Source organism: Mesorhizobium sp. M1E.F.Ca.ET.045.02.1.1 (assembly GCF_003952485.1).
Lineage (GTDB): Bacteria > Pseudomonadota > Alphaproteobacteria > Rhizobiales > Rhizobiaceae > Mesorhizobium.
This window is the reverse complement of the sequence record NZ_CP034447.1, coordinates 5,509,099-5,525,008: the sequence shown is the minus strand read 5'-3', so window position 1 is coordinate 5,525,008 and position 15,910 is coordinate 5,509,099. Positions and strand designations below refer to the sequence as shown.

General features: G+C 61.0%; 18 protein-coding genes and 1 tRNA gene. 5 read left to right on the top strand and 14 right to left on the bottom strand.

Annotated features, from left to right (window positions below; translation table 11 throughout):
- Positions 1 to 5: 5 nt before the first annotated feature.
- Positions 6 to 332, top strand: coding sequence for a hypothetical protein (locus tag EJ070_RS37645; RefSeq protein ID WP_126094026.1), 327 nt, complete (start codon positions 6 to 8; stop codon positions 330 to 332).
- A gap of 285 nt (positions 333 to 617) precedes the next feature.
- Here EJ070_RS37645 and EJ070_RS26605 read toward each other — a convergent pair whose 3' ends face one another.
- The 9 genes from EJ070_RS26605 to EJ070_RS26570 form a co-directional block, all read right to left on the bottom strand.
- Positions 618 to 1,439: an MBL fold metallo-hydrolase gene (locus EJ070_RS26605; RefSeq protein WP_126094025.1), complete on the bottom strand. Its 822-nt coding sequence runs from the start codon at positions 1,437 to 1,439 to the stop codon at positions 618 to 620.
- 3 nt (positions 1,440 to 1,442) lie between these two features.
- Positions 1,443 to 2,237 (bottom strand): TatD family hydrolase, encoded by a 795-nt coding sequence (locus EJ070_RS26600; protein ID WP_126094024.1) that lies wholly within the window; start codon positions 2,235 to 2,237, stop codon positions 1,443 to 1,445.
- Entirely contained in the window at positions 2,237 to 3,787 is a 1,551-nt protein-coding gene (gene metG / locus EJ070_RS26595; RefSeq protein WP_126094023.1) for a methionine--tRNA ligase, read from the bottom strand. Before metG ends, EJ070_RS26600 begins: the two co-directional genes overlap by 1 nt.
- A 127-nt stretch (positions 3,788 to 3,914) precedes the next feature.
- Entirely contained in the window at positions 3,915 to 4,970 is a 1,056-nt protein-coding gene (locus EJ070_RS26590) for a DNA polymerase III subunit delta' (protein WP_126094022.1), read from the bottom strand.
- Entirely contained in the window at positions 4,967 to 5,641 is a 675-nt protein-coding gene (gene tmk / locus EJ070_RS26585; RefSeq protein ID WP_126094021.1) for a dTMP kinase, read from the bottom strand. The genes EJ070_RS26590 and tmk overlap by 4 nt, the downstream gene beginning before the upstream one ends.
- A gap of 72 nt (positions 5,642 to 5,713) precedes the next feature.
- Positions 5,714 to 6,892: a D-alanyl-D-alanine carboxypeptidase family protein gene (locus EJ070_RS26580; RefSeq protein ID WP_126094020.1), complete on the bottom strand. Its 1,179-nt coding sequence runs from the start codon at positions 6,890 to 6,892 to the stop codon at positions 5,714 to 5,716.
- 134 nt (positions 6,893 to 7,026) lie between these two features.
- A complete protein-coding gene (locus EJ070_RS26575; protein ID WP_126094019.1) occupies positions 7,027 to 8,301 on the bottom strand; it encodes a septal ring lytic transglycosylase RlpA family protein in 1,275 nt (424 codons plus the stop codon).
- A gap of 403 nt (positions 8,302 to 8,704) precedes the next feature.
- Positions 8,705 to 8,866 carry a hypothetical protein gene (locus EJ070_RS36425; RefSeq protein ID WP_189350082.1) on the bottom strand — a complete coding sequence of 54 codons (162 nt, stop codon included), beginning with the start codon at positions 8,864 to 8,866 and terminating at the stop codon, positions 8,705 to 8,707.
- A gap of 185 nt (positions 8,867 to 9,051) precedes the next feature.
- Positions 9,052 to 9,942, bottom strand: a complete 891-nt coding sequence (locus tag EJ070_RS26570) for an FHA domain-containing protein (RefSeq protein WP_126094018.1) — start codon at positions 9,940 to 9,942, stop codon at positions 9,052 to 9,054.
- Between the two features lie 162 nt (positions 9,943 to 10,104).
- Here EJ070_RS26570 and EJ070_RS26565 point away from each other — a divergent pair, with 162 nt between their 5' ends.
- Positions 10,105 to 10,317 (top strand): tyrosine-type recombinase/integrase, encoded by a 213-nt coding sequence (locus EJ070_RS26565; protein ID WP_126095917.1) that lies wholly within the window; start codon positions 10,105 to 10,107, stop codon positions 10,315 to 10,317.
- 1,211 nt (positions 10,318 to 11,528) lie between these two features.
- On the opposite strand, the gene EJ070_RS26555 is transcribed toward EJ070_RS26565, so the two are convergent.
- The gene (locus EJ070_RS26555; protein ID WP_126094017.1) at positions 11,529 to 11,864 is read right to left on the bottom strand and encodes a hypothetical protein; all 336 of its coding nucleotides are present in this window, start codon (positions 11,862 to 11,864) and stop codon (positions 11,529 to 11,531) included.
- A gap of 112 nt (positions 11,865 to 11,976) precedes the next feature.
- On the opposite strand from EJ070_RS26555, the gene EJ070_RS26550 reads away from it, so the two are divergent.
- On the top strand, positions 11,977 to 12,426 hold the full coding sequence (locus tag EJ070_RS26550; protein ID WP_126094016.1) for a MucR family transcriptional regulator: 450 nt from the start codon (positions 11,977 to 11,979) through the stop codon (positions 12,424 to 12,426).
- Positions 12,427 to 12,470: 44 nt separating this feature from the next.
- Here the strand turns inward: EJ070_RS26550 and EJ070_RS26545 are convergent, their stop codons facing one another.
- Together EJ070_RS26545 and EJ070_RS36420 are read right to left on the bottom strand one after the other, a co-directional pair.
- A complete protein-coding gene (locus EJ070_RS26545; RefSeq protein ID WP_189350080.1) occupies positions 12,471 to 13,403 on the bottom strand; it encodes a redoxin domain-containing protein in 933 nt (310 codons plus the stop codon).
- A gap of 159 nt (positions 13,404 to 13,562) precedes the next feature.
- Positions 13,563 to 13,871 carry a hypothetical protein gene (locus tag EJ070_RS36420; RefSeq protein WP_189350752.1) on the bottom strand — a complete coding sequence of 103 codons (309 nt, stop codon included), beginning with the start codon at positions 13,869 to 13,871 and terminating at the stop codon, positions 13,563 to 13,565.
- Between EJ070_RS36420 and EJ070_RS37220 the strand changes: the two genes are divergently transcribed.
- Together EJ070_RS37220 and EJ070_RS26535 are read left to right on the top strand one after the other, a co-directional pair.
- Positions 13,768 to 14,259, top strand: coding sequence for a tyrosine-type recombinase/integrase (locus EJ070_RS37220; protein ID WP_245464681.1), 492 nt, complete (start codon positions 13,768 to 13,770; stop codon positions 14,257 to 14,259). The two genes, EJ070_RS36420 and EJ070_RS37220, sit on opposite strands and share 104 nt — an antisense overlap.
- An 80-nt stretch (positions 14,260 to 14,339) precedes the next feature.
- Positions 14,340 to 14,429: transfer RNA gene (locus tag EJ070_RS26535), tRNA-Ser, on the top strand.
- Between the two features lie 131 nt (positions 14,430 to 14,560).
- Here EJ070_RS26535 and EJ070_RS26530 read toward each other — a convergent pair.
- Entirely contained in the window at positions 14,561 to 14,854 is a 294-nt protein-coding gene (locus EJ070_RS26530) for a hypothetical protein (RefSeq protein WP_126094014.1), read from the bottom strand.
- On the bottom strand, positions 14,851 to 15,684 hold the full coding sequence (locus EJ070_RS26525; RefSeq protein WP_126094013.1) for a hypothetical protein: 834 nt from the start codon (positions 15,682 to 15,684) through the stop codon (positions 14,851 to 14,853). The genes EJ070_RS26530 and EJ070_RS26525 overlap by 4 nt, the downstream gene beginning before the upstream one ends.
- Positions 15,685 to 15,910 lie beyond the last annotated feature (226 nt).

The following is a 15,910-nucleotide window of genomic DNA, read 5'->3' as shown; positions in this document are numbered from 1 at the left end:
CGCAGATACGGTGCCGTCGCCCTGTCGGTCGAAAACCGGTAGGGCGCTTCGTCTATGTCGCCAACCAGGGTACCGAGGCCAAGCCGAACGACACGGTCTCCGTCATCGACGTCGCGAGCGGCAAGGTCGTCAAGACGATCCACACCGGTGCCGGAACGCATGGAGTCGTTGTCGGCAACGACGCCTTCGTCCTCGTGACCAACATCGTCGACGGCACCGTGTCGCTGATCTCGGTCAAGGACCAGGCCGTCCTGACGTCCTATGCTGTCGGCAAGGGGCCGAACGGGATCACGTACCAGTCTGCCGGCCCGATCCCGGGCGATGCAGGCTGAAGGGGCTGACGACAAGCATATGCCGCCGCTCCATCGAAAAGTCGCATAAGATAGATTATGGAACTGACAGGCCCAGCGTAGGCTTGGGAATTGCTGGAGTTTCAGTCGCTTTGCGCCACGGCAAAGGCGCTGACTGGTCGAAAAATGCTTGAAGACGATCGGGCGTCGGGCTTGGCGCCCGATCGGCTGTCAACCGGCATCCGGCGCAAGCTTTCATTCGCAGCAGCTCGAAACGCCGTTGATGCTGTTACCTGGCCGAGTAAACGGCCAAATGAATAAGCGTCTCTATGACGCTGACTCATAAGGAGTTTCGATCACCATGCCGTCATAGGCCGGCACCACGTGGCCCGGCGTCTCGGCCATCACCACGGCGTAGTCGAGCGGCACGTGCATATGCGTCAGCACGGCGTTTTTCGGTGCCAGCTTCTCGATCCAGCCCAGCGCCTGGCCAAGCGACAGATGGCTGGGATGGGTGTTGTACTGCAGCGCGTCGATGACGAGCGTGTCGAGGCCGCGCAGCCGTTCCGCGGTGGCAGCCGGGAAGTCGCTGATATCAGGGCAATAGGCGAGGCCGCCGACGCGAAAGCCCAACGAGATGATATCGCCGTGAATCTGCGGCAGCGGCTCAAGGGTGAGGGGACCCCCCTCGCCCTCGATTACCACTGGCCTGGCATGGTTGATGAGATGCGGCTTGACGATCGGCGGATAGGAACTGCCGGGCGGCGTCTCGAAGCAATAGTCGAACGCCTGGCGCAGCCGTCCCATCGTCGGCTCGTCTGCATGGATATCGATACGGTGCCGCTGCTCGTGCACATAGCCGCGCAGGTCGTCGATGCCGTGGATATGATCGGCATGCGGATGTGTATAGACGACCGCATCGATGCGTTTTACCGAGGCAAGCAGCATCTGCTCGCGGAAGTCCGGACCGGTGTCGATGACGACCGTGGTGCGGCCGCCACCGGCGGCAATCCGCTCGACAAGGGCCGCCGCCCGCATACGGCGGTTCTTTGGATTGTTCGGATCGCAATTGCCCCAGTCGCCGGTGATGCGCGGCGTGCCGGGCGACGAGCCGCAGCCGAGAATGGTGAGGCGCAGCCGGTCGCCCATCTCTCAGGCGCCCGCCATGTCCGGGCGCGGCATCTTGGTGAACAGCCGGAAGACGTTTTCGGTGGTGATGTCGGCGATCTCGGCCTCGCCGACGCCGATGGTTTCGGCGAGCACCTTTGCCGTGTTCGTGACAAAGGCGGGCTCGTTGCGCTTGCCGCGATGCGGGACAGGCGCAAGGTAAGGCGCGTCTGTTTCGACCAATAGACGGTCGTGCGGGACGTCGGCGGCGATGGCGCGCAGCTCGGTCGAGTTCTTGAAGGTCAAGATGCCCGAGAAAGAGACGTAACCGCCCAGCGCAACGCCGACTTCGGCCAGCCTGCGACCGGACGAAAAACAATGCAGAATGAAGGGGAAGGCGCCCTTCCCTGTCTCGTCCTCGAGGATTGCCGCCATGTCGTCGTCGGCATCGCGCGAATGGATGACCAGCGGCAGCCCTGTCCGGCGCGCGGCGGCGATGTGGGTGCGGAACCCTTGCGCCTGCGCCTCCCGCGGCGCGTGGTCATAGAAATAGTCTAAGCCGGCTTCGCCGATCGCCACCACCTTGGGGTGGCTGGAAAGCCGCACCAGCTCGTCGGCGGTCACGTCGAGTTCTTCCGCCGCCTGGTGAGGATGAGTGCCGACCGAGCAATAGACCTCGTTGAAAGTTTCAGCGATTTCAAGGATTTGCTGAAAGCGCTTCACACGCGTTGAGATCGTCACCATGCGGCCGATGCCGGCCGCCAGGGCGCGGGCGACGATAGCCGCCCGTTCCTCGGCGAAGTCCGGAAAGTCGAGGTGGCAGTGGCTGTCGACGAGCATCAGGCTTTGGTGTCCTGCTCGACATAACGCGGAAATACGCCCTCGGGCGCCGGCAAGGCCGTGCCGGGCACGAGCGCATGGTCGGCGTGGACGTGCTCGAAATTGCGCTTGTCCGCCGGCACTGCCAACAGGTCGAGCAGCTTACTGGCCGACGCCGGAATGAAGGGCTGGCAAAGCACCGTCACCCGCCGGACAACCTCGGCGGTCGTCCATAACACCGTCTCCATGCGCTCGGGGTCGGTCTTCCTGAGCGCCCAGGGCTCCTGGGAGGCGAAGTAGCGGTCGGCTTCGGCCACCACGCTGAAGATCGCCGCCAGCGCCAGATGGATCCCCTGCTCCGCCATCGCCTTGCGCGCGACCTCAAGCGCCTCCACCGCCTGGTCGAGGATTGCCCGGTCGGCTTCGGCCAGTTCGCCGCGCTTCGGCACCGCGCCGCCGCAGTTCTTGGCGATCATCGACAGCGAGCGTTGCGCCAGATTGCCGAGGCCGTTGGCGAGATCCGCGTTGGTGCGGTTGACGATCGCTTCGTGGCTGTAGTTGCCGTCCTGGCCGAACGGTACCTCGCGCAGGAAGAAATAGCGCACCTGGTCGACGCCATAGTGCTCCGCCATGGTGAACGGGTCGATGACGTTGCCGACCGACTTCGACATCTTCTCGCCGCGGTTGAACAGGAAGCCATGACCGAAGACGCGCTTCGGCAACGGAATCCCCGCCGACATCAGGAAGGCCGGCCAGTAGATGGCGTGGAAGCGTACGATGTCCTTGCCGATGATGTGCGCATCCGCAGGCCAGAAACGCCATTTCTCAGCATTTTCATCGGGATAGCCGACGCCGGTTATGTAGTTTGTCAGGGCGTCGACCCACACGTACATCACATGCTTCTCGTCGCCGGGCACCGGCACGCCCCAGTCGAAGGTGGTGCGCGAGATCGACAGGTCCTTCAGCCCCGATTTGACGAAGCGCATCACCTCGTTGCGGCGCTCGGCCGGACCGATGAATTCGGGCTGACTTTCGTAAAGCGCGATCAGTTTGTCCTGATAGGCCGAAAGCCGGAAGAAATAGCTCTCCTCCTCGACCCACTCGACGGGCGTACCTTGTGGCCCGTAGCGGATATCGTCGGCGCGGACCTCGGTCTCTTCCTCGCCGTAATAGGCTTCGTCGCGCACCGAATACCAGCCGGCATAGCCGCCCTTGTAGATGTCGCCATTGGCGGCCATCGCCTTCCAGATCGCCTGCGAGGACGCATAGTGCCGCTCCTCGGTGGTGCGGATGAAATCGTCGTTGGAGGCGTTGAGCGCCGTCGCCATGCGTTTGAACTCGGCAGCGTTGCGGTCGGCGAGCTCGCGCGGCGCGATACCTTCCTTCCGCGCCGTCTGCAGCATCTTGATGCCGTGCTCGTCGGTACCGGTCAGGAAGTAGACCTCCTTGCCGTCGAGCCGCTGGAAGCGGGCAAGCGCGTCGGTGGCGATCAGTTCGTAGGCATGGCCGATATGCGGCTTGCCGTTCGGGTAGGAGATCGCGGTCGTGATGTAGAATGTGTCGCGTGACATGAATGAACCGTCATGAATGTCTGAATGTGAGTTGTGGCGGTGGATATCCTATCGGCATGGCGATTGCCATCCCGAGGCCGATGCATGCCGCCCAAAAGTGGGCAACGGCATGCATCAAAAAAAGCCGTCACATTCGCATCACAGACTTCAGGCGGTCGATCATGGTCAGGGCGTGCTGCTTCTTGTCGAGATTGTAGGTCTCGGCCTCAGATATCGTGTTCAGCGCCTCATGCCAAGCCTCGGACAGCGTTTTGGCCCTGGCGAGATCGCCGGCTAAAGCTGCTTTGCTGGCCGCCGCCGACAAGAGATCGAGCGCTCGCCGGTTGAAGATATCGAATTGGATCGCCTGGTCGCGACCGGCGACAGCCTCGGCGAGGCGATGGGCGGCCGCAATGTCGGACTTCGGCGCCGCCGCCAACGCATCGAGCGCGCCGGCGATCTCCAGCCCGCCATATTGGGTGAGTAGGATCGCGTTGCGGGCGCTCCCCCCTGCCCGCTCCGCCAGCGCCGCGCGCGCCGCCGGATCGTCGGGCGGCGGCGGCTCGATGCCTTCCAGCACCGCCATCAGTTCGTCCGCGGCGAGCGGCGTCAGCCGAACCATCTGGCAGCGCGAGCGGATCGTCGGCAAAAGGCTGCCCGGCGCGTGCACGATCAGGATGAACAGGGTGCGCGCCGGCGGCTCCTCGAGATTCTTGAGCAAGGCATTGGCGGCATTGGTGTTCATGTCGTCCGCCGGATCGACGATGACGACGCGGTAGCTGCCGTCGTGCGAGGTCATCGACAGGAAGCGGCTGACCTTGCGGATCTCGTCGACGGTTAGCACCGTCTTGAAGCTCTTGGTCTTGTCGTTGGCCGGCCGCGTGAGATGCAGCACCGAAGGATGCGCCCCGGTGGCGATCAGGCGAAACAGCGACGATGCCGGATCGGGGACGGCGAGCGTGCCAGGCGCGGCCGTGAAGTCCGGATATTTGAGAAGATGGTGCGCCAGATGGAAGGCGAGTGTCGCCTTGCCGATACCGAGCGGCCCGGTCAGGATCAGCGCGTGCGGCAGCTTGCCGGCGCGGTAGGCGGCGGCAAGCATGCCCGCCGCCTGCGCATGGCCGATGAGCCGCGGCGTTTCCGACGGCTCGGGAACGCCGTCCAGCGTATCGTGCTGTTCGGGAGCGATGCGTTCGAAGATCATGCCGGCGCCGTCTGCTTGCTTTGCACCCGCATCCGCTTTTCCAGCACCGCGAAAACGGCCGCGGTGACGACGTTCTCCACCGTTTCGGGATCGGCCGCCGCATCGATCACAATGCAGCGGTCCGGCTCCGCCTCGGCGATAGCCAGGAAAGCCTCGCGCCGACGCTGGTGAACCGCGAGCGTTTCTTTCTCGAAACGGTCGGCGCTGTCGCCGACGCCGCGGCGCGCCGCCGCACGCTTCAGGCCTTCGGCCGGATCGATATCGAAGATCAGCGTCATGTCGGGAACCATGCCGTTGATGGCGACAGTTTCCAGCGCCTCCATGAAATCCGGATCGAGCCCGCCGGTGACGCCTTGGTAGACGCGCGAGGAATCGATGAACCGGTCGCAAAGCACGATCGTGCCGCGTTCGACGGCCGGCCGGATCACCTGCTCGACATGGTCGGCGCGCGCGGCTGCGAACAGGATCGCCTCCATCTTCGGACCGAACGGTTCGGCCGCACCCGACAAAAGCACATGTCTCACCGCTTCGGCGCCCGGCGAGCCGCCCGGCTCGCGCGTGACCAGAACTTCGTACTTCTTGGCGCGCATGCGCCGCGCCAGCCGCTCGATCTGCGTCGACTTGCCTGCTCCTTCGCCGCCTTCGAAGGTGATGAAAAATCCGCTCGCCAATCGAGAATACCTTTGCTCGCGCTGGCCGCTGTCATAGCTCCCGTCCGATAAAAGGTCCACGAGCCTGCCCGATCACAAATGTTTCTGACGCAGCCAGCCGACAGCGAGTTCCTTGGCGGCGTCGAGCGCGCGCTGCGGCAGCGTGCCGACCTCGACCTTCTCGGCGGCGAAAAGCGGCGTCCGCTGGCTGAGCGTGTCGCCTATCCAAACGCGCAATTCCCCGACCGGTTGCCCTTCCTCCACCGGCGCCGCCACCGGACCGTCATAGACGATCCTGGCAGTCAGCTTGTCGCGGTTGGCTATCGGCAGAAAGATATCCACCGGCCCCTTGGCTTTCAAGGCCACGCCGGATTGGGCGCCGCCGAAGACCTGCGCTTCTCCGACCACCTCGTCCTTGGCGAAGATCTCGGTCTTCTGGAAGGAGCGCGAACCCCAATCGAGCAGCTTGCGCGCTTCTTCGGAACGCTCGCGATCGTTCGCCAGCCCGCTCAGCGCCGCGATCACGCGGATGCCGTTGTGGCTGACCGTGCCGACAATGCCAAAGCCGGCTGACTCGCTCGCCCCGGCCACGAAGCCGTCGGCATCGATGCCCATGGCCAAAAGCGGGTTGCGGTTCCTCTGGGCGATCTTGTTCCAGGTGAAATCCGGCTGGCCGTAATAGTGGAAGAATTCCGGATAGTCGCGCCATAGATGCAGAGCCAGCATCGTGAGCTCGCGCACCGTCGTCTGCTGGCCGTCTGCAGGCAACCCGGTCGAATTGACGAAGGTCGATTTCGCGAGGCCGAGCTCGCGGGCCCGCTCGGTCATCTGCGCCGCGAAATTCGCCTCCGAACCGGCCATGCCTTCGGCAAACACGATGCAGCCGTCATTGGCGGCCTGCACGGTCACGCCCTGGATCAGATCCTCGACGCGGACCGCCGATTTGAGCTTGGCGAACATGGTCGAGGTTCCGGATGGCGCGCCGCCGGTGCGCCAGGCGTTTTCGCTGACGACGAAAGTGTCGTCGAGCGTCATCCGCTTCGCCTTGAGAGCGTTGAAGACCACCTCCATCGTCATCAGCTTGGCCATGGAAGCCGGCGGGATCGGCTTGTCGGCATCCTTGGAGAAAAGCACCGTGCCGGTATCGGCATCGATCATGAAGGCCTGGCTCGCCTTGGTTTCGAAAAGCTGCGCGCTCGCCGGCACCGCGCAAAACAGCATCAGCGCCAATCCCAGAAGTCCGGCAAAAGACGGAAGTGCGCGGAACTGCATGAATGTCGACCCGATCAGAGCAATTCCAGGAAAAGCGCCAAGCGGTTTCCCGTCCGGAATTGCGCAAAGAATACCCCAGCGAGGCCAAGCTATCAGGGTTTTTTCGGCCGTATCAACGGCGCGCGCGAAATTGATCAGTTTCGCACAACCAATGCGTCCGGCGCGCCGTGCGACCAGGCCGCCTGCAGCACATCGTCGATGCTGCCATGGCCATCCGGATAGACGTTGACCGCATACCAGTCGTCGCCGTCGAGCTCAGTGCGCTGGATTTCGGTCCTGCCGAACGGCTCGAGGGCCGCCGCCACGCGCTTTGCTTCGGTGGCGTCGTCGAAGGAACCGGCGGCGACATAGTCCGAGCCCGGCGTCTGTTCCTGGCTGTTCGATTTCTTCCACGATTGCAGGATGTCGGCCGGCGACATGCCGCTGGCGTCGAGCGCGGCGAAGACATCGGCACGCTTGACCCGCTCATCCGCGTAGGACAGCGAGGCCATGGCAAAGGGTGAATTCTGCGGCAACCGGAATTCCGGCCGCTCCGGCACGATCGGCCCGAAATCCGGCAGCACGACATCGCTGGCGCCCGGCGTCTGCGCCGACATCGCCGGTAGCTCCGACGGCGCCGACTGCTCCGACAAACCAGGCTGCGCGGCAAAAGCCTGCCCCGAATTGGTCAACTGGCCGGGGAACGGCACGGCCGCTGGCGGCGCATCGCTCACCGACAGGCTGGGCGACGAGCCGTTCATGGCCACCATCACGCCGGTCGGCAGGCCGTCGGACGGATCGGGCCGCCTGTTGCCGGGATGGTAAGAAGCCATCAGATACTGGTCGTCATTGCCGTCGAGCGGCGCCCGGCCGACATACTCGACCTTCACCTTTGCGGTCCCGACCTTGCCATAATCGAGCATTTGCGCGGCTCGTTCCGAGACGTCGATGATGCGGCCTTCATGATAGGGGCCGCGGTCGTTGACGCGCACGATGACCGAACTGCCGGTCTCGATATTGGTGACGCGGGCATAGCTCGGCAGCGGCATGGTCGGATGCGCCGCCGTCAGTTGCGCCGTGTCGTAAACTTCGCCATTGGCGGTCAGCCGGCCGTGGAAGGCGTCGCCGTACCAGGAGGCCAGACCCACCTTGGCGTAGTGCCTGTCTTCCTTCGGATAGTACCACTTGCCGCGCACCTGGTATGGCTTGCCGAGTTGGTCGCGTCCGCCGCCGCGACGCATGAAGGCAACGCGCGGGCTGGCCTTCACGCCATACTCGGATTCGGCGAAATATTCCTTGGAGTGCGGCCGCTTGTCGAGCATCGCCTTCGGCTGCGGCGTGGATGTGCAGCCGGCAAGCAGCACCGCCGACAGGGCGCACAGCGCGAAAGCAGGAGCGCGACGAAGACGCGGGCGCGCCGAGGTCTGCATGATTTCGATTGTCCCCTACAGTCTCGCTGCCACCAGTCGGAGCCAAAACGCCCGCGAATGCCAGCAACACCTTGATCCCCAATCCCTTTGTGCACAGGAATTGCTTATCACGATGTTAATCGATTATGGCCGCAACAGGGCGAGATTATGGCGAGCCCCGTTTGCAGACCTCATCCGGGCGGCACTAAAGCATGTCTCCCGAAAGTGGGAACCGGTTTTGGGACAAAGACATGCGTAAAATCAAAAAACCTAAAGCGCACGGAGCGATTCTGAAAGACCGCGACGCGCTTTAGGCACTGTCGTTGTAGCGTTTGGTATCATCTTGGCAGTGTTTCCAATTTGGACCGCTGTCCATCACTGAAAGCTCGGCCGCTTGAGCAGCCGGGTCACCTAACCGAAACAGCTAGGTCTTCTTATCGCCGCTCGGGTTCGGAGCCGGCGCTTCCCGCACGTCTCGCGGTGGCGGATCGACATGGGCCGGCTCTGGGGAACAATGATCCGGGTCGGCCGGGTCGTCGTTCTTCGGCTTTTGCTTCGGCAGAGGCTTGTCGCGTTGGTTTTGCATGACGCGCTCCTTTCCCCCGCCAGAAACCGGGCAGCCGCGTCGTTTGTTCCGAAACCAATAAGCCCGGCGACCGAAGCACCAGGCCACAAACGTTGCAGGCGCATGCTGACGGAACCAGCGCTGCGCGCTTGCAGAATTGCCGAAGAGATCGTCGCGGCCGGTCGTGGCTAACGAGTCCGGCCGGGTCAGTTTGAGACAATTTCGTAGTGAAGGATCTGGGCGTCGCCGAGGGACGATTTCCGTCCAGGCGAGATGACGCCGGAGCCGAAGAGGAGAATATCTTCGCGGCGCACGAATACTTCATGGTTGGGTCCCATCGACACAAATGTGCCCGACGAGCTTCGCTCGATAAGCCGGGCCTTGCCATTCGAAATGGTGAAGGTCGCGTGGTGCCTTGAGACCCAGGGCCGCTGGACGACGATATTGCATTCCGGAGATCGGCCGATCGTCACGAATTCGTTGTTTCGACAGGATAGCAACTGATCTCCATAGCGGATGACCAGATTGATCTGCCGCGGCGGGGCGGAGCGCCTATCGATAATAGTGCCCAGGCTGGTGATCTGCGTACTGAGGGCTCGATCGTCACTCCCTAGGGTATAGACATCGAAGAGTTCTTGCTTTCCTTTGAAGGCCATTTTGTCGAGGAGCCGCAAGGCACTGCGGCTGCCCGCGGAAAGGGCTTCGAAGAAGCTCTGGCTGATCAGCACCTCCCCCGGGTTGGCCGTGGTGGACAACCTTGCGGTGACATTGACAACGTCGCCGAATACCGCGCCCCGCGCGCGAATGACCGCCCCGAAATGCAATCCGATCCGGGCGCGCAACGGCCCTTTCGTCAGTTGGCTGCTGATTTGGGAGACGGCCGTCAGCGCTCCCTCCGGCCTCTCGAACAGGCTGAGCACGTCATCACCCTTCGAGTAAATGAAATCACCGCCGTGCCGCGCGACGATCTCGCGTATGGCGTCGAGGCAATCCGAGATCTGCTGCAGAGCGGCATCGTCGCCGATGCGCTCATAGAGCGGCGTGCTGCCTACGACATCAGCTAAGAGGACTGCGGCTAGAAGTCTTTCCTGATCCATCGAAGCGTATCCGCCCAAGAACGCAACGTATAACCAACGTATAACATACCTAAGTTGCCCTTGACTTATCTGCTTGCGCGCCACGTCGACGACCGGCCAATTCAGCCGAGGTCATTGACCCGCGAATAGGTCCGCGTCCTTAGCAGGACCAAGCCGCCCCGCATCCGCTTCCACGACCTTCGCCATACCCATGCCTCGCAGATGCTGTCGGCAGGCATTCACCCGAAAGACGCGAGTGAGCGCCTTGGGCATTCGACGATCGGCATCACCTTGGACCTTTATTCACATGTGATGCCGCGAATGCAGGCGGAAGCGGCCGAGCAAGTTGACGCGGCGTTGCAGGCGGCTATAAGCAGCGAGCGGAAAGCCAAATAGTTGCAAAATGCGTAGCAAGGAGCCTTTTCAGGCCCCTCGCCTTTTCATGGAAACGCAATAAAAACAACTAGTTGGAGGGATGGCTGCAAGGCTCCGACCAGCCGAGGCTGCGTTCCGAATCGCCGCCCTCTTCGACGTCGATGTTGTCTTGCTCCCGGTCATCGGTGCCTGTCCCGCCAGCTAGCCACGGCTCTAGATCGGGATCGGGGATTCAAGGAATGCCTTGGGCCAACCACCAAAAAGGTTCAAAGGGTCGATCAGAATCCGCCGCATACGAATGAGCCTGGAAAGAACTCATTAACCCAGTCTCTTAGCATTACGACGACCTAATACAGTTCTGGCGTATAATCTTTCCACGGGATGGAGAGGCGTCGTCAGGAGATGCGCCATGCCACGTTTCATATTTTCTGCATCTGCGCTTTTGACACTCGCGGTTCTTTACTCTCTCAATCCCGCGCTTGCGGCGGGATCGGGGATAAAATGCAAAAACGGAAGCACAGCCAACGTGTCGGTCACTGGCGGCAGTTGCTCGACCCTACCCGGCCAGAAGGTTACCTGCACGAATTCGAAGGGCGATAGCGCCTCGGCCATATGTAATGCAGGCTCAGCCACTTGCGGCAATTCTAGTGGAAGCGGGTCGTGCAGCTATCCGAAAGTGACGAAACAGCCGCCCGCTAAACAGCGCGGTCCTGTCCGGAAAATGTAGCTGAGCCCGCTTAAACGCGACATACAAAAGGCCCGGCAGCCGATGCCGTCGCCGTCAATAGCCAGTTCGGATCCACGGATTAGTGCCGTATCCTAAGTGCGGATGGTCCAGGAAATTTGCGGCCCCATTTGGCGGTTGCGCAACAACGGTGCCAGTCGATTTGCAATCCAGTTTCGGGGTGGGCTTGCTGCCAGCCTTCATACGCGCTGCAGAACACGAGGTTGCAGCCTGAGCGGTGGCCATCTTTTTCTTCTCTTTCGCAACAGCTGCTCCGGTGGCGGCCAATACCATTGCTATGCCAAAGATAACGGGTTTCACGGAAACGCCCTCACCCTGCACAATCCGAAATTGTTGCGCCTAGCTAACATCGGGCGATGATGGGCTTCATCATCGATTGGAATGACGAGGGCTCATCTATTTGCCCTAGACGCAAAGACGGCCCCGCTATGAAAAGCCCGCCACCGTGAGACAGCGGGCTTTCAAGTGTCCGAAGGGCAATTGGTTTTTAGAGACTCTGCCCGCCTTCGAGGTATCCAAGGGCGCCGAATTCGGCGCCATAAAGTTCGCGCTCGTCTCCGTCGTGCGGCTCATCGAGGATGTCGCCGCCGTGCTCGTTCTCTTCCTCCAGGTCTTCGTTGGTGCCGCTCCAACCGGCAAGATACGGCTCATCGTCGGCTGTTGCTTCCAGATCCGGCTCGCCGTCGGCCTCATCGAGGATAGTCAGCAGCGCCTCAATAGTGCGCTCTATGCGGCGCCGAAGCGGCTTCATCTTCGAGTAGCTGCATAGTGTCTGTTCGGAGTTCTTTTGAATGGGCAGAGGCGCGGACTGCGCCTCCGCCACACAGGATTCGTGGGCCACTCAGCGAACAGAAGCGTTGGCGAGCCACCAAACTTGCAGTACAGAGCGAATTGCGAGGGTGGGCTTTAGATTCCGATACTAGGAGTACAATATCTTGAACGAACAAAGCGAGGTCCAAAACGTCGATCTAATCGGCCTGACCGCCGACATTGTCTCTGCGTATGTGGGCAACAACCCCCTCCCCGTGTCCGGATTGCCTGAACTTATCGCCTCTATTCACGCGTCGCTGTCAGGAATCGAGCACCCAATCGCAGCCGTACAACCGAAGCTGGAACCAGCGGTCAATCCGAAGCGTTCGGTGTTCCCCGATTACATCATCTGCCTCGAGGACGGGAAGAAGTTCAAATCGCTAAAGCGCCATCTCGACGTGCACTACGGTCTGACGCCCGATGAGTACCGGGAGAAGTGGGGATTGAAGTCGGACTATCCGATGGTGGCGCCGAACTATGCTGCTCAGCGGTCGACGCTGGCGAAGGCGTCCGGACTCGGCCGCAAGCCCGCAGCAAAACCATCCAACAGTCGATCAGCGAAGCGAAGGGTCTAGCGCCCGCGCTTCGGTGCCGCGGTGATTACCGCTCTGACCTGGGCTTATGTAAGGCCGATCCACGCCTTGTTCGGAAATGTAACCTCCGCGAACACACTCAGTTGCCGCTGGAGCTCGTCGAGATCAAAGCCCTGTTGGAAGAGGCGAATTGTTTCGTCGGGGTCAACGAGCACGAAAGTTGGGTAAGCGGATTCCGGGATGTCGTTTGCGAGGGTGAACTTGTCAATGAGCCACCGCAAATCCGATTTCGGGTCGCCTCCGCAGTGAACCACCGCTTCCTTTTGATCGAAGTTGTACTTTGTCGCCCATTGCTTCGCGGTTGTTACCGATGACGGCTTATAACTCCGATCGTCGACCAGCACCGTGAAAAGCGTCAGCTTAAGCTTCGTACCCTTGGTGTTGTTGATATCGGCAATGAAATCGTGCATCCGGCTGGCCGCGAAATTGCACGGGCCACACCACTGCGCGCAGATGTCGATCAGGATCCAATCCTGGCCGGTGCCGTACTTGCTCAATTTCACATCGTTGCCGGACTGATCGTTGCCGCTGATATCTGCAATCTTGTCCCCGACGCGATATCCGTTGAGAACGGGCAAGGCGAAGAAAGCTGGCACCCCGATGTTCCAGCCCGAGCCGCCAGCGATTTGGGAGTTGTACTGGACCCGCGATGAGTCCGAGTTCCAGTGAGCATAGATGGGTGTCGTGCCTCTTCTCGGCAGCGTTGGTGGATAGGCGTAAAATGGATCTTCTCCGGCGCTCCAACCGTCATGAGCGGCCGGAATGGTGTCTATCTGAAAGCGGTCGCCGGTCCCCGCTCTATGTCGGTAAAAGGGGATCGTTCCCTCTTGCGGGCTGGAATATGCATAGAAGGCGACGGTTTTGTCGTTTCCCCAGCCGTTCTCTCCGGTGATTTGGGTGCCGTAGCGAAAATATGCATTACCTTTTGACTGTACATAAATAGGGACTGCGCCTGTCACTTGAGCACCCCGCCGCTGACGATTACCATCTATAATCGGAAAGGATCGTACTGATACTGCCTAACCTCAACACGCGAAAAATATATTAGCAAGATGATATATTTTAGCTCCTCGGGCACAGGTGCAGGTTTGGTAAACATGGAGTTAAATTCTCTAGCCCTATTCATCCCGCCAAAGGCGCCGGTAGCGGATCGTGTGCGCCTGCTCGCCAGTCGGGTGGAATAGTTGCGCGCTCATCCACTCCCGGCTCTTGCATTGCTGGCAGCGCACTTTGTCCATCACTTCGTCGATCGTGACGTTGCCGATCACCTCCCGCAACTCGATCGGCTTGTAGTAGCGCGTGACGTTGCAGCGGGCACAGCGGATGGCGACAACCTCCGCCTTCTGTCCATCGTCGAGAGCGCGGAGCAGACCAGCGACGGCGTCCGCTACAAAGAACCGAAGAGCGGCGAGCCCGGACTGTAGCATTGTCGGCGGCGACCGTGGCCGAGCTAAAGGCCCACCGCACGCGGCAGGCAGAGGAACAGTTGCGCCTTGGCATCCGACCAGACGCCGACAGTTTCGTGGTCGCCCAGGTCGACGCTCGCCGCTGCAGCCCCGCTCGCTTACGCATGAATGGATCAGAGTCATTGGCAACACCACCCTGCCGCGCATCCGATTCCACGATCTGCGGCATACTCATGCCACCCAGATGTTGTCGGCCGGCGTTCATCCGAAGGTTGCCAGCGAGCGCCTTGGGCACTCGACGATCGGAATAACGCTCGACCTATATTCGCACGTCATGCCGGGAATGCAGGCGGATGCCGCCGAGGCGGTTGACGCGGCGATCAGGAGCGCGGTAAAGCCCGGTAGCTAAGCTCGTTCGGTAGCAAAATGGTAGCAAAGGCCCAAATGGCCGACGGCAAAACGCCAAAAAAGCTAACGAAAACAAGGCTTGGAGGGATGGCCGAGCGGTTTAAGGCACCGGTCTTGAAAACCGGCGTGGGCGCAAGTTCACCGTGGGTTCGAATCCCACTCCCTCCGCCAGATACCTGCCTAAAGACTTGTTTTTGCTATCATATCTGACTTGTAACCTTCCAATTCCTAACTCTGTTCCTAACACCAACAAATGATGAAGCCCGCCAGGGTGACGGGCTTCGGTGAGGTGCAGCGGGAATCTAGCCCGCGTCCGAATCATTGCCTGGAATGTAGTGGAACCCATTTCTTGCCCATTCGTCTCGCCCTTGGCTGCATTGTTCGGGCCAGCCAAGCGTGCGTTCCGAATCGCCAGCTTCTTCGTTGTCGCTGGCGTCCTCTTCGCGGTCGTCAGTGCCGACCACTTCGGTACCGCCTGCAAGCCATGGCTCTAGATCGGGATCAGGTTCCATGAGATCGAGGAGCGTTATCAGCCGCTCGATCTCGTCTTCAACGTTTCGCCGAACGTTGTGGTCAAGGGCCGCTGGCGCGCTCATGCTGCGCCGCCTTTCGCGTGGCGAAGAACCGTCGCGGCAATCTGACCGTGCCAATTCTGGCCGTGTCGAAACGCCACCTTGGCCAAACCGTGGGGCTTGGAGCCAGTAACGCGATCCCATTCGCTAAGGGCCTGCGCCTTGATAATCAGCCCCTCAATGGTCCAGTCCTCGGTGTCCATAATTGCGGCAACATGGACTTCGAGCTTTTCGAAAAGCTCTTGTGTGACTGGCCATGCGGTTTTGTGCTCGGCTTGCGCTACAGCCTTGAGGTCCGCGAAATGCGTCTCATATTCGAGCGCAGTTGCATGCAACTTGCGGAGCCGCGCGACCCCTTCCTCCAATGCCAGGAAATCGGCCGCGTTTGCGTTCTTTTTCGCTTTGCGAAGCTGGCGCTTCGCATGATAGATCTCCCATCCGACCGAGCTCGACGTCACGACAATGCGACGCGGGAATTCTTCCCCTTTCCGCCACAGGTAACCGCCCAGAAGCATGAGTTCGGATTGGCCGTGTTGACGCGGCAGTTCATAAGGCAGGCAATACCCCGGCGCCGTCAGCTCGTCAGGCGCCCATGGCTGCTTCGCCGCCCACTTCTTTTCGATTTCGAGCTGATTGCGGACAGCCACAAGGCATTCATCGACGATGCTTGGCAGTCCCGCGGCTAAGTCAATCAATTCGGGGTTTTCGACCGGAGCGGTCGACGCCTCTGTCGGGACGGTTGCTGCGGCTGCCGTCGCAGCAGCGAGGCCAAGCAGCATGCGGCGGCGATTGAAAACGATGTTGTCGGCGTTGGGCATGCCTTCGGCGGCTGCCCGAACAGTGTTGTTCGGCATGTGATTGGATCCCGGGTTAACTAGGTTTATTTACTAGTTCACCATGGATCACAATTATGTTGCCGTCAACATCAAACTATGAAAAAATCATAGCCAGATAAGAAAGGACCACAGAATGCTAACGACGGGAAACCAACTTCGGGCGGCACGGGCGCTTGCCGACATGGACCAGGGGACACTCGCCAAGAGGGCCGGCGTGAACATCAACACCATAGGAGCGATGGAG

Excerpts from the sequence above, each read along its gene's own strand:
- EJ070_RS26590 (WP_126094022.1), bottom strand. The coding sequence starts at position 4,970 with ATGATCTTCGAACGCATCGCTCCCGAACAGCACGATACGCTGGACGGC.
- EJ070_RS26605 (WP_126094025.1), bottom strand. The coding sequence starts at position 1,439 with ATGGGCGACCGGCTGCGCCTCACCATTCTCGGCTGCGGCTCGTCGCCC.
- EJ070_RS26530 (WP_126094014.1), bottom strand. The coding sequence starts at position 14,854 with ATGAGCGCGCCAGCGGCCCTTGACCACAACGTTCGGCGAAACGTTGAA.
- EJ070_RS26525 (WP_126094013.1), bottom strand. The coding sequence starts at position 15,684 with ATGCCGAACAACACTGTTCGGGCAGCCGCCGAAGGCATGCCCAACGCC.
- EJ070_RS26600 (WP_126094024.1), bottom strand. The coding sequence starts at position 2,237 with ATGCTCGTCGACAGCCACTGCCACCTCGACTTTCCGGACTTCGCCGAG.
- EJ070_RS37220 (WP_245464681.1), top strand. The coding sequence starts at position 13,768 with ATGGCGACAACCTCCGCCTTCTGTCCATCGTCGAGAGCGCGGAGCAGA.
- EJ070_RS26580 (WP_126094020.1), bottom strand. The coding sequence starts at position 6,892 with ATGCAGTTCCGCGCACTTCCGTCTTTTGCCGGACTTCTGGGATTGGCG.
- EJ070_RS36420 (WP_189350752.1), bottom strand. The coding sequence starts at position 13,871 with ATGCTACAGTCCGGGCTCGCCGCTCTTCGGTTCTTTGTAGCGGACGCC.
- EJ070_RS26575 (WP_126094019.1), bottom strand. The coding sequence starts at position 8,301 with ATGCAGACCTCGGCGCGCCCGCGTCTTCGTCGCGCTCCTGCTTTCGCG.
- EJ070_RS36425 (WP_189350082.1), bottom strand. The coding sequence starts at position 8,866 with ATGCAAAACCAACGCGACAAGCCTCTGCCGAAGCAAAAGCCGAAGAAC.
- EJ070_RS26570 (WP_126094018.1), bottom strand. The coding sequence starts at position 9,942 with ATGGATCAGGAAAGACTTCTAGCCGCAGTCCTCTTAGCTGATGTCGTA.
- metG (WP_126094023.1), bottom strand. The coding sequence starts at position 3,787 with ATGTCACGCGACACATTCTACATCACGACCGCGATCTCCTACCCGAAC.